General features: G+C 62.2%; 21 protein-coding genes. 9 read left to right on the forward strand and 12 right to left on the reverse strand.

The features are described 5' to 3' along the window. Positions 1–190: 190 nt before the first annotated feature. The gene (rnd, locus tag MUO32_RS06685) at positions 191–1,360 is read left to right on the forward strand and encodes a ribonuclease D (protein WP_257948212.1); all 1,170 of its coding nucleotides are present in this window, start codon (positions 191–193) and stop codon (positions 1,358–1,360) included. A gap of 57 nt (positions 1,361–1,417) precedes the next feature. Here the strand turns inward: rnd and MUO32_RS06690 are convergent, their stop codons facing one another. Next, positions 1,418–2,566, reverse strand: coding sequence for a M10 family metallopeptidase C-terminal domain-containing protein (locus MUO32_RS06690; RefSeq protein WP_257947450.1), 1,149 nt, complete (start codon positions 2,564–2,566; stop codon positions 1,418–1,420). 396 nt (positions 2,567–2,962) lie between these two features. Then, entirely contained in the window at positions 2,963–4,120 is a 1,158-nt protein-coding gene (locus tag MUO32_RS06695; RefSeq protein ID WP_257947451.1) for a M10 family metallopeptidase C-terminal domain-containing protein, read from the reverse strand. Between the two features lie 409 nt (positions 4,121–4,529). Between MUO32_RS06695 and MUO32_RS06700 the strand changes: the two genes are divergently transcribed. Next, complete coding sequence (locus MUO32_RS06700) at positions 4,530–5,888, forward strand: esterase-like activity of phytase family protein (protein WP_257947452.1); 1,359 nt, start codon at positions 4,530–4,532, stop codon at positions 5,886–5,888. Positions 5,889–5,969: 81 nt separating this feature from the next. On the opposite strand, the gene MUO32_RS29285 is transcribed toward MUO32_RS06700, so the two are convergent. The 7 genes from MUO32_RS29285 to MUO32_RS06745 all read right to left on the reverse strand — a co-directional run bounded on the left by MUO32_RS29285 (position 5,970) and on the right by MUO32_RS06745 (position 14,879). Then, positions 5,970–7,322: a calcium-binding protein gene (locus MUO32_RS29285; protein ID WP_308311263.1), complete on the reverse strand. Its 1,353-nt coding sequence runs from the start codon at positions 7,320–7,322 to the stop codon at positions 5,970–5,972. Between the two features lie 119 nt (positions 7,323–7,441). Then, positions 7,442–8,470, reverse strand: a complete 1,029-nt coding sequence (locus tag MUO32_RS06720; protein WP_257947453.1) for a calcium-binding protein — start codon at positions 8,468–8,470, stop codon at positions 7,442–7,444. Between the two features lie 105 nt (positions 8,471–8,575). Continuing rightward, positions 8,576–9,169 carry a DUF922 domain-containing Zn-dependent protease gene (locus MUO32_RS06725; RefSeq protein ID WP_257947454.1) on the reverse strand — a complete coding sequence of 198 codons (594 nt, stop codon included), beginning with the start codon at positions 9,167–9,169 and terminating at the stop codon, positions 8,576–8,578. A gap of 8 nt (positions 9,170–9,177) precedes the next feature. Next, the gene (ppx, locus tag MUO32_RS06730) at positions 9,178–10,698 is read right to left on the reverse strand and encodes an exopolyphosphatase (protein WP_257947455.1); all 1,521 of its coding nucleotides are present in this window, start codon (positions 10,696–10,698) and stop codon (positions 9,178–9,180) included. A gap of 9 nt (positions 10,699–10,707) precedes the next feature. Next, positions 10,708–12,921, reverse strand: coding sequence for an RNA degradosome polyphosphate kinase (locus MUO32_RS06735; RefSeq protein ID WP_257947456.1), 2,214 nt, complete (start codon positions 12,919–12,921; stop codon positions 10,708–10,710). 113 nt (positions 12,922–13,034) lie between these two features. Then, positions 13,035–13,730, reverse strand: coding sequence for a DnaA regulatory inactivator HdaA (hdaA, locus tag MUO32_RS06740; RefSeq protein WP_257947457.1), 696 nt, complete (start codon positions 13,728–13,730; stop codon positions 13,035–13,037). A 30-nt stretch (positions 13,731–13,760) separates the two neighbouring features. Next, positions 13,761–14,879, reverse strand: coding sequence for an AI-2E family transporter (locus MUO32_RS06745; RefSeq protein WP_257947458.1), 1,119 nt, complete (start codon positions 14,877–14,879; stop codon positions 13,761–13,763). Between the two features lie 204 nt (positions 14,880–15,083). Here MUO32_RS06745 and purM point away from each other — a divergent pair, with 204 nt between their 5' ends. Then, the gene (gene purM / locus MUO32_RS06750) at positions 15,084–16,157 is read left to right on the forward strand and encodes a phosphoribosylformylglycinamidine cyclo-ligase (RefSeq protein WP_257947459.1); all 1,074 of its coding nucleotides are present in this window, start codon (positions 15,084–15,086) and stop codon (positions 16,155–16,157) included. After that, positions 16,154–16,783 carry a phosphoribosylglycinamide formyltransferase gene (purN, locus tag MUO32_RS06755; protein WP_257947460.1) on the forward strand — a complete coding sequence of 210 codons (630 nt, stop codon included), beginning with the start codon at positions 16,154–16,156 and terminating at the stop codon, positions 16,781–16,783. The genes purM and purN overlap by 4 nt, the downstream gene beginning before the upstream one ends. 6 nt (positions 16,784–16,789) lie before the next feature. Here the strand turns inward: purN and MUO32_RS06760 are convergent, their stop codons facing one another. Both MUO32_RS06760 and MUO32_RS06765 read right to left on the reverse strand, forming a co-directional pair. Beyond that, on the reverse strand, positions 16,790–17,392 hold the full coding sequence (locus MUO32_RS06760) for an NUDIX domain-containing protein (protein WP_257947461.1): 603 nt from the start codon (positions 17,390–17,392) through the stop codon (positions 16,790–16,792). Positions 17,393–17,414: 22 nt separating this feature from the next. Continuing rightward, positions 17,415–19,577, reverse strand: coding sequence for a molybdopterin-dependent oxidoreductase (locus MUO32_RS06765; RefSeq protein ID WP_374708604.1), 2,163 nt, complete (start codon positions 19,575–19,577; stop codon positions 17,415–17,417). A gap of 66 nt (positions 19,578–19,643) precedes the next feature. On the opposite strand from MUO32_RS06765, the gene MUO32_RS06770 reads away from it, so the two are divergent. The 3 genes from MUO32_RS06770 (at position 19,644) to MUO32_RS06780 (ending at position 21,962) form a co-directional block, all read left to right on the forward strand. Next, positions 19,644–20,504: a 23S rRNA (adenine(2030)-N(6))-methyltransferase RlmJ gene (locus MUO32_RS06770; protein ID WP_257947462.1), complete on the forward strand. Its 861-nt coding sequence runs from the start codon at positions 19,644–19,646 to the stop codon at positions 20,502–20,504. Further along, entirely contained in the window at positions 20,501–21,307 is an 807-nt protein-coding gene (locus tag MUO32_RS06775; RefSeq protein ID WP_374708606.1) for a ribonuclease, read from the forward strand. Before MUO32_RS06770 ends, MUO32_RS06775 begins: the two co-directional genes overlap by 4 nt. Before the next feature lie 64 nt (positions 21,308–21,371). Next, a complete protein-coding gene (locus MUO32_RS06780; protein ID WP_257947463.1) occupies positions 21,372–21,962 on the forward strand; it encodes a glutathione S-transferase in 591 nt (196 codons plus the stop codon). 80 nt (positions 21,963–22,042) lie between these two features. Here the strand turns inward: MUO32_RS06780 and MUO32_RS06785 are convergent, their stop codons facing one another. Next, a complete protein-coding gene (locus MUO32_RS06785) occupies positions 22,043–22,684 on the reverse strand; it encodes an outer membrane protein (protein ID WP_257947464.1) in 642 nt (213 codons plus the stop codon). A gap of 359 nt (positions 22,685–23,043) precedes the next feature. On the opposite strand from MUO32_RS06785, the gene MUO32_RS06790 reads away from it, so the two are divergent. After that, positions 23,044–23,808, forward strand: coding sequence for an SDR family oxidoreductase (locus MUO32_RS06790; protein ID WP_257947465.1), 765 nt, complete (start codon positions 23,044–23,046; stop codon positions 23,806–23,808). Beyond that, positions 23,805–25,853, forward strand: coding sequence for an excinuclease ABC subunit UvrC (gene uvrC, locus MUO32_RS06795; RefSeq protein WP_257947466.1), 2,049 nt, complete (start codon positions 23,805–23,807; stop codon positions 25,851–25,853). The genes MUO32_RS06790 and uvrC overlap by 4 nt, the downstream gene beginning before the upstream one ends. Positions 25,854–25,917 lie beyond the last annotated feature (64 nt).

The raw sequence follows: 25,917 nt of genomic DNA on the forward strand, positions 1-25,917 counted from the left end.
TTCCTCCGTCATCGCCGGGCGTGTCCCGGCCATCATCCAGCGGCACGGCGCCGTGGATGAGGATCTTCGGTCGAACCCGAGGATGACAGCAGAGTGGCGGCGGGCAAGTTTTCGATTGTGGCAAAACCGTGGACCGTCTAAAGCTGCCCGATCAAAAAAACCAAGAAAGCCGCCCGAGCCCGTCATGCAGATCATCGAGACAACCGCAGCCCTTCGCGACGCCTGTGAGACGCTCGCCCGTTCCGAGTATCTTACGATCGACACGGAGTTCCTGCGGGAGACGACGTTCTGGCCGGAACTCTGCCTCGTCCAGCTCGCCGGCCCCGAAATCGAGGTCATCGTCGATCCGCTCGCCAAGGGCCTCGACCTTGCCCCGTTCTTCGAGCTGATGGCCAACACCGCCGTGCTGAAGGTGTTCCATGCCGCCCGACAGGACATCGAAATCATCTTCAACCGCGGTAATCTCATCCCTCACCCGATCTTCGACACGCAGGTCGCCGCCATGGTCTGCGGTTTCGGTGACAGCGTCTCCTACGACCAGCTGGTGCAGAAGATCAAAGGCGAACATATCGACAAGTCGTCGCGCTTCACCGACTGGAGCCGTCGTCCCCTGACGGACAAGCAGCTCGAATATGCGCTGGCCGACGTGACGCACCTGCGCGACGTCTATCTGGCGCTCAAGGAAAAGCTAGACGAGGCCGGCCGCTCGCTGTGGCTGACCGAGGAAATGGCGGTTCTGGAATCGCGCGAAACCTACGACCTGCATCCGGACGACGCCTGGAAGCGGCTCAAGATGCGCGTCAAGAAGCCGATCGAACTTGCCGTTCTGCAAAAGGTCGCCGCATGGCGTGAACGGGAAGCGCGCAGCCGCAACGTGCCGCGCTCGCGCATCCTGAAGGACGACACGATCTACGAAATCGCCCAACAGCAGCCCGCCGACGCCGAGGCGCTGGCGCGCCTGCGCACCATCCCCAAGGGGTGGGAACGCTCGCAGTCCGGTGCTGCCCTGCTTGAAGCCATCGCCGAGGCACTCGCGATCCCCAAGACCGACCTGCCGCGCCTGCCCCGCCAGAACCACGTTCCGGAAGGTGCCGCGTCCGCCAGCGAAATGCTGAAGGTGCTCTTGAAGATCGTCTCGGAAAAGGAAGGCGTCGCCGCCAAGATCATCGCCAATTCCGACGACCTGGAAAAGATCGCCATCGAAGGCGAGGCTGCCGAGGTTGCCGCGCTCCATGGCTGGCGCCGCGACCTCTTCGGCGAAACCGCTCTCAACCTCATCGGCGGCAAGGTGGCGCTGCGCTTCGTTGACAAGAAGATCGAAGCGGTGGAGATCCAGGCAGCCTCCGACGCGTCGCCCTGAAGAGGCAAAAAGGGCGGCCCTTGGCCGCCCTTCGTGTTTTCCGTCACCCGGAATCGTTCAGAGGATGAAATCGCCCGCCTCGAGATCGACGCGTCCTTCGAGAACAAGGGTGAAATCCGCTTTTCCGTCACCGTTGACGTCGCCCTGGATGCGCGTATCGCCTGATTTCACCAGATAGCGCAGTTCACCGGCCTGATCGTGGAAGCCCGCGGTGCCGATGAACGAAAAGGCCTGATTGCCGCCGGCCTTCGTGCTGGCGTCGATGTCGGACAGGTCGATCCGGTCTTTCGCATCCTGGCTGAAATCCAGAATCGTGTCGCCCTTGATGGCCGCCCGCGATTCAAACACGAAGGTATCGGCCCCGCGGCCGCCCTTCAAAAGGTTCGCTTCGTCATTGGCAATGAGCGTGTCCCTGCCCTTGCCGCCCGTCGCGTTCTCGAAATTGTTGAGGGAGAAGTTACCGCTTCCGGTCCTCACGACGTATTGGCCGTTAAGATCGATCGTCAGTCCTGCTGAGAAGGCCGCGAAACTGACGGTGTCGGAATCGTCTTCCGCAGCGTCGGTGACACCCTCGCCGCCGTTCAGGCTCACCGGCTGGAACGGGTCGGAAAGCGGCTTGAGGACGATCGTGTCGGCGTCTTTGCCCAGGTTGATATATTCGGCGCCGCGTTTTCCGAGATAGACGGTGTCCTCGCCGTGCGCTGCATTGACGGTGCCCACCCAGCCATTGCTGCCGGTCTTCAGGATATCGTCGCCGCGCCCGAAGCTGATGTCGCCCGCCTCGCCGGTTCCCGTCAGCGTAACCTTGTCGTCACCGCGATTGAGATTGAGGTGGCCCACCCAATATCCGATCGAGACATTCTCGCTGCCGCTGCCGCCATGGACGAGATCCACGTCCGCATTTTTCAGGGTGATGGAATGCGTCCCCATGCTGGCGACACCGATATACGAGATGAAAACCCGATCGTCATCGCTCGTTCCGGTCGAGGTGTCGTTGAGAACCAGCCTGGTGTCTCCGTCGAAGCGCAACACGCCCGCCTTCCAGCCCTCGTTGCTGAATGTCAGCGTTATGGTTCGGACGGCACCGGACGCAGAAACATTCAGAAAGCCCAGCCCGCGATCGAACCATTGATGCGGATCGCCGCCGACCGTAAGCGACGTGGAACCATCGAGGGTCAGGCTGATATTCGACGTGATCTCGCTCATGTGTTGCTCCTCCGAGCCCGTATATGCTTGAGCATAATTTCAGAAAGTCGCGCGGCAAATCGGAAACAGGGCTCGATCACGGACTTCGTGCGCATCCGGTTGGCTCGCGGATCGGACAGCAACAGTAGCCTTTGCCGCCGCATGACAGACGGCTTTGTGTTGTAGGGTAAACCGCCCCTGCCCCGTAGCGCGACACGCGTCGCAAGAAGCTCCTGTCGGCACGTTGCCGGACGATTTCCCCGCATCTACCCCCAATTGAACAAGGCCACCCTGAAAAATCAAGCCGTGAATTAACAAACGGCATGTTCAACATCGCGCCTACCGGCGCCAGCGGGCAATGAAAAGGCCCTTCACGGGCCTTTTCTTCGCAGGAACCAGATCAATTTTGCCAGGCTCTCAGAGAATGAAATCGCCAGCCTTGAGACTGAAGCTCCCGTCGATGGTGAGCGTGAAATCCGCCTTTCCATCGCCGTTGGCGTCGCCCTGCACAAGGGTATCGCCGGATTTCACCATGTAACGCAATTCACCCGCCTTATCGCTGAACCCCGCCTTGGCGATGAAGCTGAAAGCCTGGTTCCCATTGGTGCCGGTATTCGCATCGATATCCGAGAAATCGATACGGTCCTTTTCGCCCTGATCGAAATCGGCGACATGGTCACCTTTGATGGCGGCCCGCGATCCAAAGACGAACGTATCGGCACCGGCCCCACCCCTCAAAAGGTTCGCATCGTCATTGGCGATGAGAATGTCCTTCCCCTTGCCACCGATCGCGTTCTCAAAATTTCGGATGGTGAAGAAACCGTCGGACGTATCCACGTCGGAGCGTCCGTTCAGATCGATCCGCAGTCGTCCGGAGAAGGCAGAAAAGTTGACGGTGTCGGAATCCTTCGCGCCGGGCAGGTCCTCGGAGATGCCCTCGCCGCCGTCAACGATGACATTCTGGAACGGGTCGGCGAGCGCCTTGAACTTGATCGTGTCGGCGTCCCGCCCGAGTTGGATATAATCGGCGCCACCAACGCCCAGGGAAACCGAGTCGTTGCCGCGTCCCATGTCGGCCGTATTGATAAGGCCCTTGGTGGTTATCAGCCTGTCGTCGCCCCGACCGAGAATGGCGGTCCCGACTTCACCGATGTCGGTCAGCGTCAGCGTATCGTCGCCCCGGCCAAGGGTCACGGCATTGGCGTAAAAGCCCACCTTGACCGTTTCGCTCCCTCGGTAACCATTTATCACGCCGGCCTCGGCATTGACCAGCGTCAGCTTGTTTGTGCCCCTGCTGTCGAAGGAAATGAAATCGATATAGACGCGATTGTCGTCAGTCTTCCCTGTCGTCTTGTCGACGATCGTGGTGTCTGTATTGCCGCTGAACTTCAGCAGATAGCTTCCCCACTTGTTGCCGCTTAGCGTGAAGTCGGCCTCGTGCATCGGGCCATTGGTGTCTGCCCACACATCGACCATGGTTATCCAGCGGTTGTCCCACTGATAGAGATCGTCGCCCACCTTGAAGCTTGTCGTCCCGTTGAGGGTCGCGCTGACATCCGATGTGATGGTGCTCATCTGCGTTCTCTCCCGTTGCGTTGTTTGTGGCTGCCTGAAAGCAGTGCCGTTTCTTCCTGAGGCCGGTCCCGCCGCGGCGGTGCGGAAGGCTCATCCGCAGGCGCGATCCGGTCAATCCGGTTTCCTGCATAAACCTACGCCGGGCACCGGTCGCGCCCACAGAATGCAAAGCGCCGTGTCATGGAGCTTATCATGACGCTCCAGAATTCCACCAAGAATTGAACAAGCTTTACCTGAAAAATCAAGAGTGAATTAACCATTCTGCCGAAACCAGCACCGCGACGTGAACATCGTCTGCCACCCGGGATCTCACGGGATGACCCGTCACGAAAGCGACAAGGAACTGTCAAGCAGCGGTCATGCGCGGCGCCTATCTAGCGGCGTCGCTTTGCGAACCATGAGGACGATTATGACCAAACATCTTTTCACCACCGCTGCTCTTTCGCTTCTGATGACGACCGCCGCACTCGCCGCGGAGAAGGAATTTCCGGCCACGCTGAAGGCCCATGCCATCCTTCCGGCCAACACGATCCTTGCCGCCCCCGCCGATGCTGCCGACTATCTCAAGACGTCGGGCAAATTTTCTACGGCCGACCGCAAGCGCGTCGATGCGCTGGGTACCGTTATGGGCAAGGACGGCGTGCGCGAAACCGGTCTTTCGCTGCCCTTCGACGGCCAGCCGATGCAGGGCTTCTCCGGCATCAAGGCCATGGAGGACGGTTCGTTCTGGACGCTCTCCGACAACGGCTTCGGCAACAAGCTGAACTCCACCGACGCCATGCTGATGATCCACAACGTGCGCTTCGACTGGGATAAGGGTACGATGGAACCGGTCAAGACCGTGTTCCTTTCCGACCCGGACAGGAAGGCGCCCTTCCCGATCGTCATGGAAGGTGCCGAGAAGCGTTACCTCACCGGCGGCGACTTCGACGTCGAATCCATCCAGCCAATTGCCGACGGTTTCTGGGTTGGCGAGGAATTCGGCCCCTACATCCTGAAGTTCGACCTGGACGGCAAGCTGACCGACGTCATCGCGACGCAAGTGGATGGCAAGCCGGTGACCTCGCCGGACAACGCGACGCTCGCCGTGCAGGCCGATCCGTCGAAGAAGATGCCGGTCTTCAACCTCAAGCGCTCCGGTGGCTATGAGGGTCTTGCCATGTCGAAGGACGGCGCGAAGCTCTACGGCCTGCTGGAAGGCCCGATCTGGGTCGACAGCGAGAGCGTCGAGCAGGCGGACGGCCGCCCGGCGCTGCGCATCATCGAGCTCGATGTCGCCTCCAAGGCATGGACCGGCCGTAGCTGGCTTTACCCGCTCGCCGAAGGCGGCGAGGCGATCGGCGACTTCAACATGCTGGACGCCACCACGGCCCTGGTGATCGAGCGTGACAACGGTGTGGGCACGACCGACAAGGCCTGCGCCGATCCGAAGGACCCGAAGCCGGACTGCTTTGCGACCGCTTCCAAGGTCAAGCGCATCTACAAGATCGCCATGACCGACGACAACGTCGGCAAGGCCGTGCGCAAGATCGGCTACATCGATCTCCTCAAGATCGCCGACCCCGACAACAAGAAGCGCCAGGGCGGCGGCGACGGCTTCTACGACATGCCGTTCCTGACGATCGAGAATGTCGATCGCGTCGACGAAACGCACATCATCGTCGGCAACGACAACAACCTGCCCTTCTCCGCCGGGCGCGCGCTGGACAAGGCCGATGACAACGAGTTCGTGCTGCTGGAAGCCGGCGAACTGCTGAAGGCCGAGTAAACGCAGGCTGGCCACGTGGCGGCGTCTATCGACGCTGCCACGTGCTGCGAACAGATCGGCCGACTCTACGAGCCAGAACGATCAGAGAAGGAAATCACTCGCATCGAGGCTCGCCTTGCTGAAATCCTTCAGCACGATGATATCCGTGCTGCTCAGCCAGATTTCGACATCCGAATGAACCTGCACGGCCTTGCTGAGGACCGAGCTGGCGGAGGTGAAATCGTAGGACCGCAAATCGATATGATCGACCTTGTTCTTGAAGTCGGCGACTGTATCCCGCCCGTACCCCTTGGCAAAGACGAAGACATCCGCGCCGCTGCCACCGGTCAGCGTGTCGCTGCCCTTGGCGCCGTCGATCTTGTTCACGCCGCTGTTGCCGGTCAGCTTGTCGGAATAACTGCTACCGATCAGGTTCTCTATGGACGAGTATGTGTCACCCTGCGCGTCGCCCGTGTTGTCGGCGGGGGATGCAAGGTTTGCCCTCACACCCTTTGGCGCGAAAGCATAAGAGGCCGTGTCGATCCCGTCTCCACCGGCCAGCGTGTCGCCGCCGCTGCCGCCGACAAGCGTATCGTTGCCGCTGCCGCCCTTGAGCCGGTCATCGCCGTTATTGCCCGCAAGGAGGTTGGCGCCCGAGTTTCCTGTTAGCGCATCGTTGAACTGGCTCCCTGCGAGATTTTCGATGGACGAATAGGTGTCACCCTTCGCATCGCCGCTGTTGCCGGAAGGCTTAGAGAGGCTCGCGGTCAATCCTTTCGCCGCGTAGTAGTATGAGGCCATGTCGGTACCGGTACCGCCGTCGAGCTTGTCGGTCCCGGTGCCGCCGTGCAGCACGTCATCGCCGGCCTCGCCTTTCAACGTATCGTTTGCCCCCATGCCGTCCAGAAAGTCGCTACCGCCACCGCCCGAGATCGTGTCGGAACCCTTTCCTCCGCCCAGCGTGTCGTTGTAGGCTGTTCCTGTAATCGTATCGTTGCCGGCGAAGAGGTAGTCCCATGCTCCCTGGGCATTGCCTGCGGCATAATAGTCGAACAGTTTGACTGCCGAAATGTCCAGCCCGCTGAACGACCACATCTTCACGCCATTGATCGACAGCTCGAATTTCGTGATCGTTCCACCCGTGACATCCCTGATTTGCATTCCGCTCTTAACGAACTTGAAGCCAGTCCCTGTGAACAGCGAATAATCCAGACGATCGTCATAGAATCTTACACTCGTTCCGGATGTCGTTGCAAAATCGTACAGGCCGAGCTGCGTGATATCGAGATTCCCGGTGCTCACGCCGTTCTTGTTAATCGGTAACGCCTTGATGGTGGCCATATGTTTTCCCCTCTCCTGACGATCCCAGTCGCTATCCGGAACTGAAGAGCCAAACGAAAAGAAAAGCAAGATTGCCGCGCAGTAAATCCGGAGAAAGAGGCTATCCAGGATCAACCAATTGCAAGATCAATCGGTGAACATTGCCACCGTCGCCCAATTCGACCGTGAGGCCGCGCGAATGGGCAATGCCGTTCCCCCCAAGACAGATCGGCCGGCTTTACAAGCTTGAACAATCAGAGAAGGAAGTCGCCTGCGTCGAGGTTCGCCTTGCTGAAATCTTTCAGGGTGAGGACACTAAGTCTGCTCATGCGGATTTCAACATCGCCGTGAACCTGCACGGCCTTGTCGAGGACCGAACTGGCGGAAGCGAAATCGTAGGACCGCAGATCGATACGGTCGACATCGTCCGTGAAGTCGGTGATCGTATCTCCGTAGTGATTCTTGGCGAAGACGAAGAGGTCCGCCCCCTTGCCTCCCGTCAGCATGTTGCTGCTGGAGCCGCCGTCGATCTTGTTCTTGCCGCTGTTGCCGATCAACACGTCATTACCGGCGCCGCCCCTCAGGTTTTCGATGGACGAATATGTATCGCCCTGCGCGCCGCCCGCATTGTCGGCAGATGACGCGAGACTGATCTTTACGCCCCCCCATTCATAGATATAAGAAACCGTATCGACACCGTCTCCACCGATCAGCGTTTCGCCGCCGCCTCGAGCATAGAGCATATCGTTGCCGCTGCCGCCCTCAAGCCTATCCCTACCAAGGTTACCGTAGAGGGCATCATCGCCCGCCTCGCCTTTCACTGTGTCGTTACCGTCTCCTCCATACAGGATATCGTTGCCGCCACCGCCGTAGATCTTGTCGGAACCCTTTTCTCCAAAGAGTTCGTCAGAATAGGCAGTTCCGGTGATTGTGTCATTGCCGGCGAACAGAAGTTCCCGCACTTGCCAGGAATTGCCGGCGATGTAGTAGTCGAGCAACTTGGCTGCCGACATGTCGAGCCCGCTGAACGACCACATCTTGACGCCGTCGAGTACCAAGTCGAACTTTGTGACCGTTCCGCTCGTGACGTCCTTGATCTCCATACCGCTCTTGACGACCGTGAAGCTCGTTCCCGTGAACAGCGCGTAATTCAGGGAATCGTCATGGAACTTTATGATCGACCCCGATGTCGAGGTGTAATCATGCGAAACGAACAGCCTGCTTTGGAGCCCCCAGATTTCAGCACCCTTCCCGCCAAACGGCAGCGTCTTGACGATGGCCATGTGCTCCTCCTTCTCCCTCTCCGAACGACCTAATCACCACCTTGAATTGAAATGCCAAACGAAAGAAAAAGCAAGATTGCTCTGCAGTAAATCCGGCAGACCAGACTATCTTGGGTCGACCAGCTGCAAGATCAGTTGGTGCACATTGCCGCCGTCGCTCAGTTCGACCGTGTCGAAATCGCGGCTGCGGGCGCGCTGGGCGTCGGAGAGTTCACCCAGACGGGCCTGAAGCTGCGGGCGGATCTTCTGGCAGTTCGGGTCGTTCTCGACCGTCAAACCGACACTCATCGCCTCGATCTGCTTGACCATGTCCCTGATGAAATCGCCGTGGATTTTTTCATGCGCGGTGACGCCCGCCATGAAGGTATCCCAACGGCCCTTCAGCGGCTCCGACAGCTTCGATTTCAGCTTGGGCAGCGTGTATGTGATGATGAGCTTCGGCTTGTTGACCGTGATGACACAGGCATTGCCCTGGCGCTCGTATTTGCGCGTCCAGGTGAGCTTGAAGCCGGTATGGGCGATGACGCGGGCAACACCCAGCTTCGGGCCGCGTTCACCGATCGACTGGTAGATTTCGAGACCCGTCGTTCCCTGCACGGTATAGGGCTCGACGCGCTCGGTCGCCTGCCAGTCCTGCGCCATCGCGCTTCCGGCAAGAAACAGGCTGGCAGCGAAGATCAGTCCGAATGGGTTTCGCATGGCCGTCCTTACAGGAACTTGAAGGCAAGCCTCTTGCCGGTCAGCTTGGCAAGCTGCTGCAAACGGCCATCGAGGCGTTCGCCGGCAAGCTCGGAATAGTCAGAGGGCACGACGAGTTCGAGGTCGATATCCGGGTTGCTCGACTTGCGGAAGGCAAGATTTGGCACCACACCCGGCATCGACGCCGAGAAGAGATAGACGATGCGCAGCAAGCCGCCGACGAGCTTTGCCAATTCGCGCAGGCGTGGTGTCGCGACTCCGGCCAGCGCGCTGCTGACCGCATCGTCATTGAGCCCCTCGAAGCGGTAGTAATTGGCGAGCGCGATGAAGGCGCGGCCCGGATGCGTGATGCCGATGAAGGTGCCGTGCGCGATGAGGTTCAGCGCCTGCAGGCCGCGGTAGTCCGGGTGCGCGCGCCAGCTGATATCGGCAAGCAGGCAAGCCGCCTCGCGGTAGCGATGCTCCTCCTCCGTTTCTGTAATGCCGAAGAGCGGCATCATGCGGCCGGTCCATGCGGCAAGCTCGCGGGCGTGCTCCGGCGAGCGGGCGCGCAGGATGGCGAGTTCGCTTGCGGCCGACAACAGCGGATCGCGCGCCTTTTCCCGGTCGGCGAGCAGCGAATAGAGATAGCCTTCGCGCACGCCCTGGGCGGAGAAGAAGACCCGCGACGGCTTCATGATGGCAATCGTCTCCTGCATGGCGACCGCGCCGAATGGCAGGAGGTTGCGGCGGCTCTTGGAGATCGCGCCGTAGGCCTGATCCTTCTGGTCCTTGGCGGTGACGATATCCGTCAGGAAATCCATGGCGTCGGAGAAGCCGAGTTCGTAACCCTGGATCATGTGCAGCGGATAGTTCTGCATCTCCATATGCAGCGTGCCGATGGCGCGCCAGGTGCCGCCGACGGCATAGAAGGCGCGGCCGGCGCCCTTCTTCAGGAGATCGGCATTGCGCAGGTATTTGCGCGCGACGATGCGGGCCGTCGCGGCCGAACCGCTGGAGGCTTCCGACAGACGGATGCCGCCGAGCGGCAGCGTGATGCCCCTGCCGATCATGCCACCAGCGACGTCGATCAGCTCCAGCGAACCGCCGCCGAGGTCGCCGACGATACCGTCCGTATCATGGAAACCGCTGACGATACCTAGCGCGGAGAAATAGGCCTCTTCCTCGCCGGTCAGTACGCGCACCTTTTGGCCGAGGATCATCTCGGCCTGATGAATGAAATCGGGACCGTTTTCCGCCTCGCGCGCCGCCGCGGTCGCGAGCGCGAACATGGTGGAGGCACGGGCCTGCCTGGAGAGGGCCTTGAAACGGTGCAGCGCGATCAGCGCACGCTCGACGCTCGCCTGGTCCATACGGCCGGTCCGGGCAAGTCCCTTGCCGAGGCCGCACATGACCTTCTCGTTGAACAGCATGGCCGGCGAACGGCTCATGCCCTCGTAGATGACGAGGCGAATCGAGTTGGAACCGATATCCACGACCGACACCGGGGCAATTCCAGGCAAACGCCCCTGGGCTTCAGACTCGACCATGCATATCCGTTATTTCTTCCGGCGGCCTTGCCAGCCCGCGATCGCCTTCGGTGCGGAGGACTTCAGGGCTTCCCCCCGGCCCGACAGGCTGGGATTGGTCATGAAGTAGTGCTGAGCATTGAACGGCTCGGCACCGGGCTGCACTTCCATGCGCCGGGACGTTCCGTCCGCAAGAATCTCGTAGCTCTGCTGGTTATCGATGAGATTGCCCAACATGATCTGCGAGAGAACCTGCTCATGCACCGTCCGGTTGATCAGAGGCACGAGTGTCTCGACCCGCCGGTCCAGGTTTCGCGGCATCATGTCCGCGGAGCCTATATAGACCAGCGCCTTGTCGGAGGGAAGCCCGTGGCCATTGCCGAAACAGAAGATGCGGGAGTGTTCGAGGAAGCGGCCGACGATCGATTTGACGCGGATATTATCCGACAGGCCCGGCACTTGCGGCCGCAGGCAGCAGATACCGCGCACCACCAGATCGACGTCCACGCCGGCCTGGCTCGCCCGGTAGAGCGCGTCGATCGTCTCGGGATCCACAAGAGAATTCATCTTCATCCAGATCGCCGCCGGCGCGCCGTTCTTCGCATGCGCGATCTCTTCCTCGATATGACGCAGGATGCGCGGGCGCAGCGTATAGGGCGAGAAGGCGAGCTTCATGCCGGCTTCGGGTTCGCCGTAGCCGGTGATGAAATTGAAGATGTTCGCCATGTCGCTGGCGATGGTCGGGTTGCAGGTGAAGAAGGACAGGTCGGTGTAGATCTTCGCCGTGACCGGATGATAGTTGCCGGTTCCGAGGTGGCAGTAGGTGCGCAGCTTGCCCTCTTCCCGGCGCACGACCATCGACATCTTGGCGTGGGTCTTGAGTTCGATGAAGCCGAAGACGACCTGCACGCCGGCACGCTCGAGGTCGCGCGCCCAGCGGATGTTCGCCTCTTCGTCGAAGCGGGCCTTGAGTTCGACCAGCGCCGTCACCGACTTGCCGGCCTCGGCCGCGTCGATCAGCGCACGCACGATGGGGCTGTCGTTGGAGGTGCGGTAGAGTGTCTGCTTTATCGCCAGAACGTCAGGATCGCGCGCAGCCTGGAGAAGAAACTGGACCACCACGTCGAAGCTTTCGTAAGGGTGGTGGACGACCATGTCCTTTTCTCTGATAGCGGCGAAGCAGTCTCCGGCGTGTTCACGGACGCGTTCGGGAAATCGGGCATTGTAGGGCTCGAACCGAAGATCGTTGCGCGGAGCCTTGGTGATTTCCGACAGCGTGTTGAGGGCAAGCAGGCCCGGCAGGACGGCGACGCGATTGTCCGGCACGCCGAGTTCGCCGACCACGAAGCGGCGCAGCGATTCCGGCATCTCCGAATCCGTCTCGATGCGGATGACCGAGCCGCGGCGGCGGCGCTTCAGCGCGGTCTCGAAGAAGCGCACGAGATCTTCGGCCTCTTCCTCCACTTCGATATCGCTGTCTCTGATGATGCGGAACGTGCCGGAGCCGCGCACGATATAGCCGGGGAAAAGTTTGCCGATGAACAGACCGACGGCGTCTTCGAGCGTGATGTAGCGGATCGCGCCCTTGGAATCCGGCAGGCGGACGAAGCGGTCGAGCGCGACCGGCAGGCGCAGGAGCGCCGTCATCGGCTCCTTGCCCATGGTGCTGTCGAGCTGAAGGCCGATCGAGAAGCCGAGATTCGGGATGAAGGGGAACGGGTGCGCCGGATCGATGGAGAGCGGCGTTAACACCGGGAAGATCGACTGGGTGAATTCCTGCTGCAGCCACACCTTGTCGTCGCTCGAAAGCGCCGTCGGGCGGACGATCAGGATGTCTTCCTTGGCGAGATATTGCTGGAGCACGGCAAGCGAGGCCTGCTGCTCCATCTGGAGATTGTCGATCTCCTTCAGGATATCGTCGAGCTGTTCGGCGGACGTCTTTCCATCCGGGCTGCGCATGGCGATGCCCTGGCGCACCTGGCCTTCCAGGCCGGCGACGCGCACCATGAAGAATTCGTCGAGGTTGGCCGCCGAGATCGACAGGAAGCGCACGCGCTCGAGCAGCGGATGGGCGGTGTTCAGCGTCTCCTCGAGAACGCGGCGGTTGAACTGCAGCCAGGAGAATTCGCGGTTGATGAAGCGCTCGGGGCTCGCCATCAGGGCTTTGACATCGATACCGGGCACTTCCGGCTTCGCGTCTTCGACGGAATTTTCGTGGGAATGGTCGGGGTTCGCTGTTTCCATGAGAAGTCCGCCCAGGTTGCCGTCATACAGGACGGGAACGATTTCTACTTTTTTACGAAGCGCTTAGCCCAGTTTGACGACAGAACTGTGACAGTCAATCCGGGCCGCCCCGTTTACTCGGCGAAATCGCCGCCGCCGACCATCTCGCCGAGCACTTCCTGCGCCAGCGTTCGCGTGATGCGGCTGCCGCGGGCAAGCGCCAGACGGTCGAGCCGCTCCACCAGCGTCTGCGCCGCCTCCAGCGAACGCTCCATGCGCGCGACCATGTAGACGACCAGCTTGTCTTCGACGAAGAGCTGCCGGTCGGCGAAGAGCTTAACGATGACCTGTGACAGCAATTCGTCGTCGGGCTCGCCGATTTCGACGACGGTCGCCGCCTTGAGGCGCGAGCGCAGATCCGGCAGCTCGACCGGCCAGGACATCGGCCAGAGCCTGGAGGTGATGAGCAGCGTGTGGCCGTGCTGGCGCACATTGTTGATGATGTGGAAGAGCGTGCGGTCGTCGAAGCCAGCGCGGTCGGCATCCTCGATCAGCACGGGGCCGTGTTCGGCCGCCTCTTCCGCACCCGTCCCGGCCTTTGCCTCGATCAAAACGGCACCGGCCTTTTCGCGCCAGATGGCGGCGAGATGGGACTTTCCCGAGCCCACGGGGCCGGCGATGATGACGACGGGCGCCGGCCAGTGCGGCCAGGCGTCGATCATCGCGACCGCCGCATCGACGGGCTCGGCGATCAGGAGGTCGTCGCGACCCGTTGCGGGGTCGTGTCCGAAGGCGAGCGGCAGCTGCTCGGCGGTCTTGTGCGAAGTCATGGCTTTACTCGGGTACTCGTCTGCAACCGTTCAATCTTCCAGAGTGCTCTCTTCGAGGAGAACGGGCTTGCTGCGACCGTAGTAGAGATCGCTGTCAAGGTAGCGCGACAGGCCGAAGCGGACAAGCACGCCCACCGCGGCGGCGGCCGGCACGGCGATCATCAGGCCGACGAAGCCGAACAGCGCGCCGAAGGCGACGAGTGCGAACATCAGCCAGACCGGATGCAGCCCGACGCGCGAGCCGACGAGCTTCGGCTGGAGGATATTGCCCTCGATGAACTGGCCGAAGAAGAAGATGGCGGCGATCAGCACGACCATCCAGTACTCCGGCCAGAACTGCACGATGGCCACGCCGATCGCGAGTACCAGGCCGACCAGCGAGCCGACATAGGGAATGAAGCTGATGAGGCCGGCGAAAAGGCCGATCAGCAGGCCGAAATTGAGGCCCGCGAAAGACAGGCCGATGCCGTAAAACAGGCCGAGGATGATGCAGATCGAGCCCTGCCCGCGCACGAAGCCGGCGATTGCCGCATCCATCTCGGTCGCGATCTGGCGGACATTGCCGACATAGTCGCGCGGCACCCAGCTGTCAACCTTGGCGATCATGCGGTCCCAGTCGAGCAGCAGGTAGAAGGCGACGACAGGCGTGATGACGAACAGCGAGACGATGTTGACCAGCGCCATGCCGGAGTTCCAGACCTGCTTGAACACCGTGCCGAGGAAACCCGCGCCTTCCGCGAGGATGGCGGAGAAGCTTTGCTTGATCGTGCCCATCTGGCTGCTGATCCAGGTGGGCAGCAGATTGGGATTGAAATTGGCCACCAGTTCCTGGAGCTGCGTGACGTAACCGGGCAGTTTCTCCAGGAATTCCGCAGCCTGCGTGGCGAGCAGCGGGATGACGATCATCAGCGACAGAGCAAACAGAATGACGAAGGCGACGAGGATGACCACCGTCGCCATCATGCGGCTCAAGCCCATGCGCTCCAGCCGGTCGGCGACCGGATCGAGGAAATAGGCGAGCGCCATGCCGGCGATGAAGGGCAGCAGGATATCGCTGAAGACGAGCAGGAACAGCACGAAGAAAACAAAGGCGATGAGCCAGAAGATCACCTGCCGTTTCAAACCCGCACCGCTGATATGGGCTGCCATCGCGCTCTTCCTCATATTTTTATCGTCGCCGCTACGGGATGGAGATAGGATGCGGGGCGGATTGCGGTCAAGGCTCGGAGGGTGAATGGGCCACCGTCACGGGTAAATCGGTGAAAAAAGCCCTGACTTCCCGGCATTCGTCTTGCACTTGCAGTCCCGCCATGCCAATCGGGCGCGAACAGCGCGCAAGCCGGAGACGAGAGCATGAGCCAGTCGGAAAAGAACGGTCTGACCTATAGCGATGCAGGTGTCGATATCGACGCGGGCAACCTGATGGTCGAAAAGATCAAGCCGGCCGTGCGCTCGACGCGCCGCCCCGGCGCGGATGGCGAGATCGGCGGCTTCGGCGGCCTGTTCGACCTGAAGGCCGCCGGCTTCAAGGATCCTGTGCTCGTCGCCGCCAATGACGGCGTCGGCACCAAGCTGAAGATCGCCATCGATGCGGATCGCCACGACACCGTCGGCATCGACCTCGTCGCCATGTGCGTCAACGACCTCGTGGTACAGGGCGCCGAACCCCTCTTCTTCCTCGACTACTTCGCCACCGGCAAGCTCGACCCGGATCAGGGCGCGGCGATCGTCGAGGGCATTGCCGAAGGCTGCCGCCAGGCCGGCTGTGCGCTGATCGGCGGCGAGACGGCCGAAATGCCCGGTATGTATTCGCATGGCGATTACGACCTCGCCGGCTTTGCCGTGGGTGCCGCCGAGCGCGGCCAGCTGCTGCCATCGGGCGATATCGCCGAAGGCGACGTCATCCTCGGCCTTGCCTCCTCGGGCGTGCATTCCAACGGCTATTCGCTGGTGCGCAAGATCGTCACGCTCTCGGGTCTTGCCTGGGATGCGCCGGCACCGTTCGCGGATGGCAAGACGCTCGGCGAAGCCCTGCTGACGCCGACGAAGATCTATGTGAAGCAGCTTCTGAAGGCGATCCGCGAGACGGGCTCCATCAAGGCGCTGGCGCACATCACCGGCGGTGGCTTCCCGGAAAACATTCCGCGCGTGCTGCCCAAGCACCTTGCCGCCGAGATCGACCTCGACGCCGTCAAGGCGCCGGCCGTGTTCTCCTGGCTCGCCAGGACCGGCGGCGTGGAAGCCAAGGAAATGCTGCGCACCTTCAACTGCGGCGTCGGCATGATCGCCGTCGTGCCGGCCGACAAGGTTGACGACGTGGCTGCGGTCCTGACCGGCGAAGGCGAAAGCGTCTTCCGCCTCGGCCGCATGGTCGCGCGTGAAGAGGGTGCCGCCGGCACGATCTACAAGGGCACCCTCGCCCTATGACGAGCCCGGCCCGCAAGCGCGTCGTCGCCTTCATCTCCGGCGGCGGCTCCAACATGCTGGCTCTGGCGAAGGCGGCCGAGGCGCCGGACTTTCCGGCGGAGATCGTCGCCGTCTTCTCCGACAAGGCCGATGCCGGCGGGCTCGCCAAGGCCGAGGCCTTGGGCATCCCCACCCGCAGCTTCCTGCGCAGGGACTTTGCCGGCAAGGACGCGCATGAGGCGGCAATCCTTGCGGCACTTGCGGACTATCGACCGGACATTCTCTGCCTCGCCGGCTACATGCGCCTCCTGAGCGCGGATTTCATCCGCCCCTACGAAGGCCGCATCCTCAACATCCACCCGTCCCTGCTGCCGCTCTTTCCGGGCCTGCACACCCATCAGCGTGCCATCAATGCTGGCATGCGGGTGTCCGGCTGCACGGTGCATCTCGTCGATGCGGGCATGGATGAAGGTCCGATCCTCGCGCAGGCGGTCGTGCCTATCCTTGGCGGCGACAGCGCGGACAGCCTTGCCGCACGGGTTCTCGTGCAGGAGCACGCGCTCTATCGCCGGGCTCTCGCCGGTTTTGCCGCCGGCACATTGCCCGGCGGCACCGATCCGGCACAAGCTGTGCTTTCGCTGGGGTAATCTTGCCTAGGCCGGAGCGAATTCGCTCCGGTTCAGCATCAGCCATTGCAGCAGCATGATGGTTTTCGCATCGATGATGACACCGGAGGCGATCAGGCCATAGGCTTCGTCGATCGGCATTTCGACGACTTCGATATCCTCCCCTTCTTCCTCGACGCCGCCGCCCTTGCCGTCGCGCTTCGACGCGTCGATATGGGCGGCAAAGCAGCTGACGCGCTCGGTGAGCGTGCCGGCGCTGGAATACATGTCGTAGAGATGGCGGATGCCGCGCACCGCATAGCCCGTCTCCTCCAGAGCCTCGCGGCTTGCGGCCTCCTCGGGAGCGTCATCATCGAGCAGGCCGGCCGGCGTTTCGAGCAGGAAACCATCGGGATGGCCGCCGTAGAACGCGCCGGGGCGGAACTGACGCACGAAGACCACCGACTGCCTGACGGGATCGACGAGCAGCACGGTGGCGGCAGCACCGTGGTCGTGCACCTCGCGGTCGAGGAACTCGACGCGGCCGTCGGCGCGGGTCTGTTCGAGCACGAGCGTCTGGAGATGGATGAAGCGCTTCCACACCGTCTGCTGGTCGACGATGCGAATGGCGGACGAAGCATTGGCCGTCATGAAAAATCCCTGTCTTGAAACATCAGACCGTCTTGCGCAGCCAGACACGGTTGTCGTGGAAGGCGGCGCCGCCATAGGGGGCAACGGGATCGGCACCGGTCAGGACGTTGATGCCCTCGCCGTCGAGATGGGCGGAATTCGGCCAGATGCCCTCGGCGATCAGCACGCCCGGCTTCACGCTCTCCGTGACCTTGGCGTGCAGGCGGATATCGCCTCTGACATTGCCGAGCTGGACGATATCGCCGTCCGCAATCGCGCCAGCGGCGGCGTCGTCGGGATGGATCATCACCTCCGGCCGCCCCTCACGCTCGCGCGAGCCCTTCGTCTCCGTGAAGGTGGAATTGAGGAAGGTGCGCGCCGGCGAGGTGCCGAGGCGGAACGGGTGCGTCTCGTCCGCGACTTCGATGACCGTGACATAGTCGGGGAAGATCGGCAGCGCCTCGTGCGGGCCGAAGGCGCCGAGCACTTTCGGCGGCTTGTTGGGGGCCGGCGTGTTCGTCCAGTCCGGGCGGAAGCGGAATTTTCCGTCGGGAAAGCCAAACCCCTTGGCGAAATGCGCAGCCTCGAAATCCGGCTGGCAATCGATCCACTTGTCTTCCTTCAGTCCGTCGAAGTCCGTTTCGTAGTAGGGCAGCATCCGGGTGATGTGCTCCTGCTCCGAAAGGCCGAAACCGGCCATGTCGCTGACGCCGAGGCGCTTTGCCAGTTCCTCGATGACGAAGAGATTGGTGCGCACCGTCGCCGGCGGCTCTACGAGCTTCGGGCCGAGGATGATGTGCTGGTGGCCGCCGCCGCGATAGATGTCGTCATGTTCGACGAACATCGTCGCGGGCAGCACGATATCGGCGAGTTTCGCCGTATCCGTCATGAACTGCTCGTGCACGGCCACGAAGAGATCGTCGCGCAAAAAGCCCTGTTTGACGAGGCGCTGCTCGGGCGCGACGTTCACCGGGTTGGTGTTCTGGGTCAGCATGGCGGTGACGGGGCCGCGGTCGCGCAGAGCCACGGCATCGCCGGTCAGGATGCGGCCGATCTGCGACTGGTCGAGCGTGCGGATATCGGGATCGACGAACTTCATGCCCATCAGTTCCGCCTTGCGCAGGTGGAAGATGGCCGAGTTGCTGTGGAATGCGCCGCCGCCTTCATACTGCCAGGAGCCGAGCACCGTGGCGATGGAGAGCGCCGCATGCATGGAGACCGCGCCGTTGCGGCTGCGGGTAAAGCCGTAGCCGAGGCGGAAGAAGCTTTTTTTCGTGCGCCCGACGAGGGCCGCGAAGGCTTCGATCTCCTCGACGGAAAGGCCGGTAATCGCGGCCGCCCATTGCGGCGTGCGGGTGACGAGATGCGCTTCGAGACCGGCGGGATCGTCGGCGAATTTCTCCATATAGGCGCGGTCGGCATAGCCGTCGCGGAAGGCGACATGCATGACGGCGCAGGCGAGCGCCGCATCCGTGCCGGGGCGCAGTTTCAGCGCGATATCCGCCTGCTTCATCGTCGGGTTGTCGTAGATGTCGATGACGACGATCTTGGCGCCACGTTCCTTGCGGGCCTTGATCGCGTGGGTCATCACGTTGACCTGCGTGGAGACCGCATTGGTGCCCCAGATCACGACGCAATCGGACTTCGCCATTTCGCGCGGATCTGGGCCGCGCAAGGTGCCCGCCCCCATCGTGAAGCCGGTCCAGGCCGGGTTGGTGCAGATGCTGTCGAAGAAGCCGGAATAACGCTTGGCGTGGCGCAGGCGCTCGATGGAATCGCGTTGCACGAGGCCCATCGTGCCGGCGTAGTAGTAGGGCCAGACGGCCTCCACGCCATGGGCCTGCTCGGCCTTGACGAAATTTTCCGCGATGGCGTCGAGCGCGGCGTCCCAGGAAATGTCGGCCCATTCGCCGCTGCCCTTGGCGCCCTTGCGCACCAGAGGCTTCATCAGGCGGTCGGGATGGTAGAGCCGCTCGGCGTAGCGCGCGACCTTGGCGCAGATGACACCGGCCGTGTAGCTGTTGTCGGCGCTGCCCTTGACACGCCCCATGCGGCCATCGGCGCCGATCTCGACATCGAGGGCGCAGGTGGAGGGACAGTCATGCGGACAGGCCGAATGGCCGATACGCGGTTTTCCGAGATGGGGGGTCGCAACGTTCATGGCTTTTCTATATTGCAGAGCGCAAGGTGCCAAAAGGCAAATCATTCTACCATCGCAACAATTCATCGTCGCATCATTGCGGATGATCGCTGACCGCGTCGCGGGGATCGCATGAACTACCGTCATATCTATCATGCCGGCAATTTTGCCGACGTTCTGAAGCACGCCGTGCTCGCCCGCCTCGTCGTCTACATGCAGGCCAAGGACAAGGCGTTTCGCGTGCTCGACACCCATGCCGGAAGCGGCCTCTACGACCTCTCCAGCCAGGAGGCGCAGAAGACGGGCGAATGGCTCGACGGTATCGGCCGGCTGCTTGCCGAAGACATGCCTGCGCCCGTGACGGAGATCCTTGAACCCTATCTCAAGGTGATTCATGAACTGAATCCGCATGGTGGGCTAACCCATTATCCCGGCTCGCCAAAACTCGCCCGCATGCTCTTTCGCCCGCAGGATCGCCTCTCGGCGATGGAGTTGCATCCGGACGATTTTGAAACCCTGCACCGGCTGTTCGACAACGATTTCCAGAGCCGCATCACCCATCTCGACGGCTGGCTGTCGCTCGGCGCGCATCTGCCGCCGAAGGAGAAGCGCGGCATCGTGCTGGTCGACCCGCCCTTCGAGATCGAAGGTGAATACGAGCGGCTTGTCGACGGGTTGGAAAAGGCCGTGCGGCGCTTTGCCGGCGGTGTCTATTGCCTGTGGTATCCACTCAAGAAGAACGCCCCCGTCGCCGCCTTCCACAAGGCGCTGAAGGAGACGGGCATTGCCAAAATGCTTTGCGCGGAGCTTTCGGTGAAAAGCGACCGGGAAACGACGGGCCTGACGGGTTCCGGCCTCATCGTCGTCAATCCGCCCTATACGCTGAAGCAGGAGCTCGACGTGCTCCTGCCCTTCCTCAAGGAGCGCCTGGCACAGGACCGTTTCGCCTCCGCGCGGTCGTTCTGGATTACGGGCGAGACGATGGCCTCTTGACCTTTGCCGTTCGGCGGCAACAATCGCGCGCCGAACCGGGAGACATCAATGACGCCTTTGCCTGCACCCGCCGAACGATGAGACGGTTGCCCTCCCTCCTCACCCGATCCGCCTGGCTGGCCCTTGCCGGCCTGTTTACCCTTGCCGGCTGCAGCGAGGAAAAACCGGCCGAAAAACCGCGCACGGCGGAAAGCCGAAAGGTGCCGCAAACCCGGGCACAGGTTCCCGTCGGCAAGGGTTTCGACTTCTACGTCCTCTCGCTCTCCTGGTCGCCGAGTTGGTGCGCGGAGAACGATGCCGGCGGCCGGACGCAGCAGTGCCGCAGGGGCAACGAAAACGGCTTCATCGTGCATGGGCTCTGGCCGCAGAACGACCGGGGCTATCCGGAGTTCTGCCGGACGCGCGAATCCGACCGGGTGCCGGAAACCCTTGGCCGCACCGTGCTCGACATCATTCCCTCCATGGGCCTCGTCGGCCACCAGTGGCGCAAACACGGCAGCTGTTCCGGCCTCAGCCAGAAGGACTATTTTGCCGTGACGCGCGCAGCCCGGGAGCGTGTCCGCATTCCCGAAGGTCTGGAGCCCGAACGCAACGGCACACGCCTGTCGCCCGACGAAATCGAACAGGCGCTCGTCTCCGCCAATCCCGGCCTCGACCGAAAGGGTATCGCCGTCACCTGCGCCGGCGGGCAACTGGAGGAGGTTCGCATCTGCATGACGCCGGACCTTTCCTTCCGCCCCTGCCCCGAAGTCGACCGTGCCGCATGCCGCGCCAAATCCATCGAACAGCCGCCCATCCGCTGACATGCTCCTCAAATCGGCTTCGGTTGAGGGGCATGCTTCAATCCAGAGAGCACAGGACCTGCCCATGAAGATCTTCTACTCCACCACCTCGCCCTACTCCACCAAGGTACGCATGGCCGCGCATTATGCCGGACTTCCCGCCGAAGCGATTTCCACCGATACGAATGCCGACCCGGCCGAATTGCTTGCCGCCAATCCGCTGGGAAAAATCCCCGCGCTGGTGACCGACGACGGCGTCGCGGTCTTCGACAGCCGGGCGATCATGAACTATATCGACCGCCAGACGCGCGGCTCGCTCTATCCGCGCAATGCCGCCAAGCGCACGGAAGTCGACGTGCTCGAGGCGACCGCCGATGGCATCTGCGATTGCCTGCTCGCCATCGTCTACGAGCGCCGCTCGCGGCCGGAGGAGAAGGTGCACCAGCCCTGGATCGACCGGCAGTGGGAAAAGGCCGGGCGGGCGCTCGATCATCTCGAGGCCAACATGCCGCGTCTCGCCAAGAAGCCGAATGCCGGCCATTTCGCGCTCGCCGCCATGCTGCGCTACATCGAACTGCGCTTTGCCGGCAAATGGCAGCGCGGACGGCCGAAGCTGAAGCGTTTCCTGACGCGCTTCGAGGCCGTTTTCCCCGATTATGCGAAGTTCAAGGATTGAGCGGTTTTTGCCTCTTTCAGACGGCAAACAAAAAGGCCGGGCTTTCGCCCGGCCTTTCCGTATTCCGATACCGTTAAGGCTTAGAACTTGACGCCGAGACCGACGCGAACGGCGTGGTCCTGGAAGTCCGACTTCACGTTCGTGCCGCCGAGGTTGTAGTTCTTGCCCTGGTAGTCGCTGTAGCGGTATTCGACGCGCGCCGTGACGTTGTTGGTCACGAAGGCTTCGACACCGGCACCGGCCGTCCAGCCGACCGACGTGTTCTTGTCCTTGCCGGCAGCGTTGCTCATTTCGGTGTTGGTAGCAGCAACACCGGCGGTGCCGTAGACGAGAACCGGGTTCAGGTCGACGCCGACGCGGCCGCGCAGCGAGCCGTTGACGCCCTGCTTGGCCGAGAGGCCATTGCCCTTGGAGTCGACGCCCGAGTAGTTCAGGTCGGCTTCGCCGCCGTAAACCAGTTGGCCGCTCTGCATGTTGTAGCCGCCGTAGATGCCGCCGCCCATGCCATTGGCCTTGGCGTCGCCCTGGCGCTGGAAGTCACCGCGCTGCCAGCTGGCAGTACCACCGGCGTAAGCGCCGGCCCAGTTGCCCGATGCAACCGGCTCGACATATTCAGCGGCCGGAGCCTGCGGAACGTCTTCGATGGCATCGGCAGCGTGTGCGGCCTGGAAAGCGACGATCGAAACGGTCGAAGCGATGAGGGTGGCGATGAGTGTACGCATGATATTCTCCTTTACTAAACGACGCCCTCTCTTGGGAGGCTGTCGGGCGTCGTCATTTCCAATTCAGTCCCGCCCGGTTGAGGTGAAATTGAATAAAGATTGAGGAATTGAAAGAGCCAAAATGTGAAATGATTGTGGCAGAGCAGTGGCACAATTTGGATGTGACTTTTGAGCACCAGGCGAATCGTTAACCATGATTTCCAAATCCAAGGAAAACGGTAAAATATACTTCAAATTACTTTGAAATGCCTTTTGCGGTTAATTTTTCCGCAACCAATTGTCATGGGGAGTTTAAGCCTGCGCTGGGATGTCTATATCTTGGGCCGGTTAATCAAATGAATCGGCAGGACGGACTTTTGTTGAAGAAACCCTTGAAGACGGCCCTCGTGACGGGCGGCGCGAAACGCATCGGCAAGGCCATCGTGGAGGATCTCGCGGCGCACGGCTTTGCCGTCGCCATCCATGCAAATGCGTCTGCCGAAGAAGCGGAAACGCTCGCCGCTACAATTCTGGCGCGCGGCCAGCAGGCGGCCGTGGTGCAGTGCGATCTTTCCGATGGCGCGGCGACGGCGCGGCTTGTCGATGCCGCGCGTGCGGCGGTCGGGCCGCTCGACCTTCTCGTCAACAACGCCTCCCTCTTCCAGCCGGACACGGTGGGCGAGTTCGACGATGCGCTGTGGGACCGGCATTTTTCCGTGCATGTGAAGGCGCCGTCGATTCTCGCCCGCGATTTCGTTCGCCAATTGCCGTCGGGCTCCGCCGGCTCGATCGTCAACATCATAGATCAGCGCGTCTGGAACCCGACGCCGCGTTATTATTCCTATACGCTCTCCAAATCCGCCCTGTGGATGGCGACGCGCACCATGGCGCAGAGCTTTGCGCCCGACGTGCGCGTCAATGCCATCGGCCCCGGGCCATCGCTGCCGAACGAGCGGCAGGACGATGCCGCCTTCCAGGCGCAGGTCGAGGGCCTGATCCTGCGTCGTGGACCGGATCTGGGCGAATTCGGCCGTACAGTTCGCTTTTTGTTCGACACACCGTCCATAACGGGGCAAATGATAGCGCTCGATGGCGGACAGCATCTCGCCTGGGAAACACCCGATGTCGCGGAGAACGCCGAATGAACGGCCGGAAGGTGGAGGATGGCGGCATCCTCTATGACGAAAACGAACCGGACGACGACGAGGAGCTTCAGGAGAGCCCGGCGGCGAGCGCCGGTGCGCGCCTCGTCGCCACGCCCGGCATCGACTGGAACGAGGGCGGCGATGTGCCGGAAGGCGTCATCGGAGCCGACCTGATCCAGCATTTCGTCAAGCGCCTGCCGAACAGCCCCGGCGTCTACCGCATGTTCAATGCCGATGGCGACGTGCTCTATGTCGGAAAGGCGCGCAGCCTGAAGAAGCGCGTGTCGAACTATGCGCAGGGCCGCGTGCATTCCAACCGCCTCACGCAGATGGTGCGCCAGACGGCGAACATGGAGTTCGTCACCACGCGCACCGAGACCGAGGCGCTGCTGCTGGAAGCCAACCTCATCAAGCGCCTGCGCCCGCGCTTCAACGTGCTCCTGCGCGACGACAAGTCGTTTCCCTATATCCTGCTGACCGGCGACAGCCGGGCGCCGGCAATCTTCAAGCATCGTGGCGCACGCAGCCGCAAAGGCGACTATTTCGGCCCCTTCGCCTCCGCCGGCGCCGTCGGCCGCACCATCAACTCGCTGCAACGCGCCTTCCTGCTGCGCACCTGCACCGACAGCGTCTTCGAAAGTCGCACGCGGCCCTGCCTGCTCTATCAGATCAAGCGCTGTTCCGGCCCCTGCACGAACGAGATCCGCGATGCCGACTACGCCGAACTGGTGCAGGAGGCGAAGGACTTTCTCTCGGGCAAAAGCCAGAACGTGAAGGCGCACATCGCCGAGGCTATGAACGCCGCCTCGCAGGACCTCGATTTCGAGCGCGCCGCCGTCTATCGCGACCGGCTGGCGGCCCTCAGCCACGTCCAGAGCCACCAGGGCATCAACCCGGCGGGCGTGGAGGAGGCCGACGTCTTCGCCATTCACCACGAGGGCGGCATTTCCTGCATCCAGGTCTTCTTCTTCCGCACCGGGCAGAACTGGGGCAACCGCGCCTATTTCCCCAAGGCCGACCCGCAGCTTTCCGGCTCGGAAGTGCTCAATGCGTTCCTCGCCCAGTTCTACGACGACAAGCCCTGTCCGCGACAGATCCTGCTGTCCGAACCGGTGGAGGAGATCGACCTTCTCTCGGAGGCGCTTTCTGAGCGCTCGAACTACAAGGTGACCATTTCGGTGCCGCAGCGCGGCGAAAAGAAGGATCTCGTCGATCATGTCGTGGCCAATGCCCGCGAGGCGCACGGTCGGAAACTGGCGGAAACGGCGTCGCAGTCGCGCCTGCTCGAAGGCTTTGCCGCAACCTTCAAGCTGCCCACCGTGCCGCGCCGCGTCGAAATCTACGACAACTCGCACATTATGGGCACCAATGCCGTGGGCGGCATGGTGGTGGCGGGGCCCGAAGGTTTCGTGAAGGGGCAGTATCGCAAGTTCAACATCAAATCGACCGATATCACCCCGGGTGACGACTTCGGCATGATGAAGGAAGTGATGACCCGGCGCTTCTCCCGCCTGATGAAGGAAGAGGGCCTGCCGGATCGCAATGCGGACCAGAGCGCCGATGCCACCGACCTGCCCTTCCCCGCCTGGCCCGACGTCATCCTGATCGACGGCGGCCAGGGCCAGATGACGGCGGTGCGCGCCATTCTCGAGGAGCTCGGCATCACCGACCAGGTCGTCGCCATCGGCGTCGCCAAGGGCGCCGACCGCGAGGCCGGCCGCGAGCGCTTTTTCATGCGCGGCATCCCCGATTTCTCCCTGCCGCCGCGCGACCCCGTGCTCTATTTCGTACAGCGCCTGCGCGACGAGGCCCACCGCTTCGCCATCGGCTCGCACCGCGCCCGGCGCAAGAAGGAAATGGTCAAAAACCCGCTGGACGAGATCGGCGGCATCGGCCCGACGCGCAAGCGCGCCCTGCTCCAGCATTTCGGCACCGCCAAAGCCGTCTCCCGCGCCGCCATGGCCGACCTCATGGCCGTTTCCGGCATTTCCGAGAGCGTCGCGCGGCTGGTTTACAACCATTTCCACGACGATGCGGCGGGATGAACGCCGAGCCCGAACGCAACGGGGCACCGAATTTCTCCAGTGCCTCGCTTCCTATGAACATCGC

The sequence above is a fragment of the Shinella sp. CPCC 101442 genome (assembly GCF_024704725.1).
Lineage (GTDB): Bacteria > Pseudomonadota > Alphaproteobacteria > Rhizobiales > Rhizobiaceae > Shinella.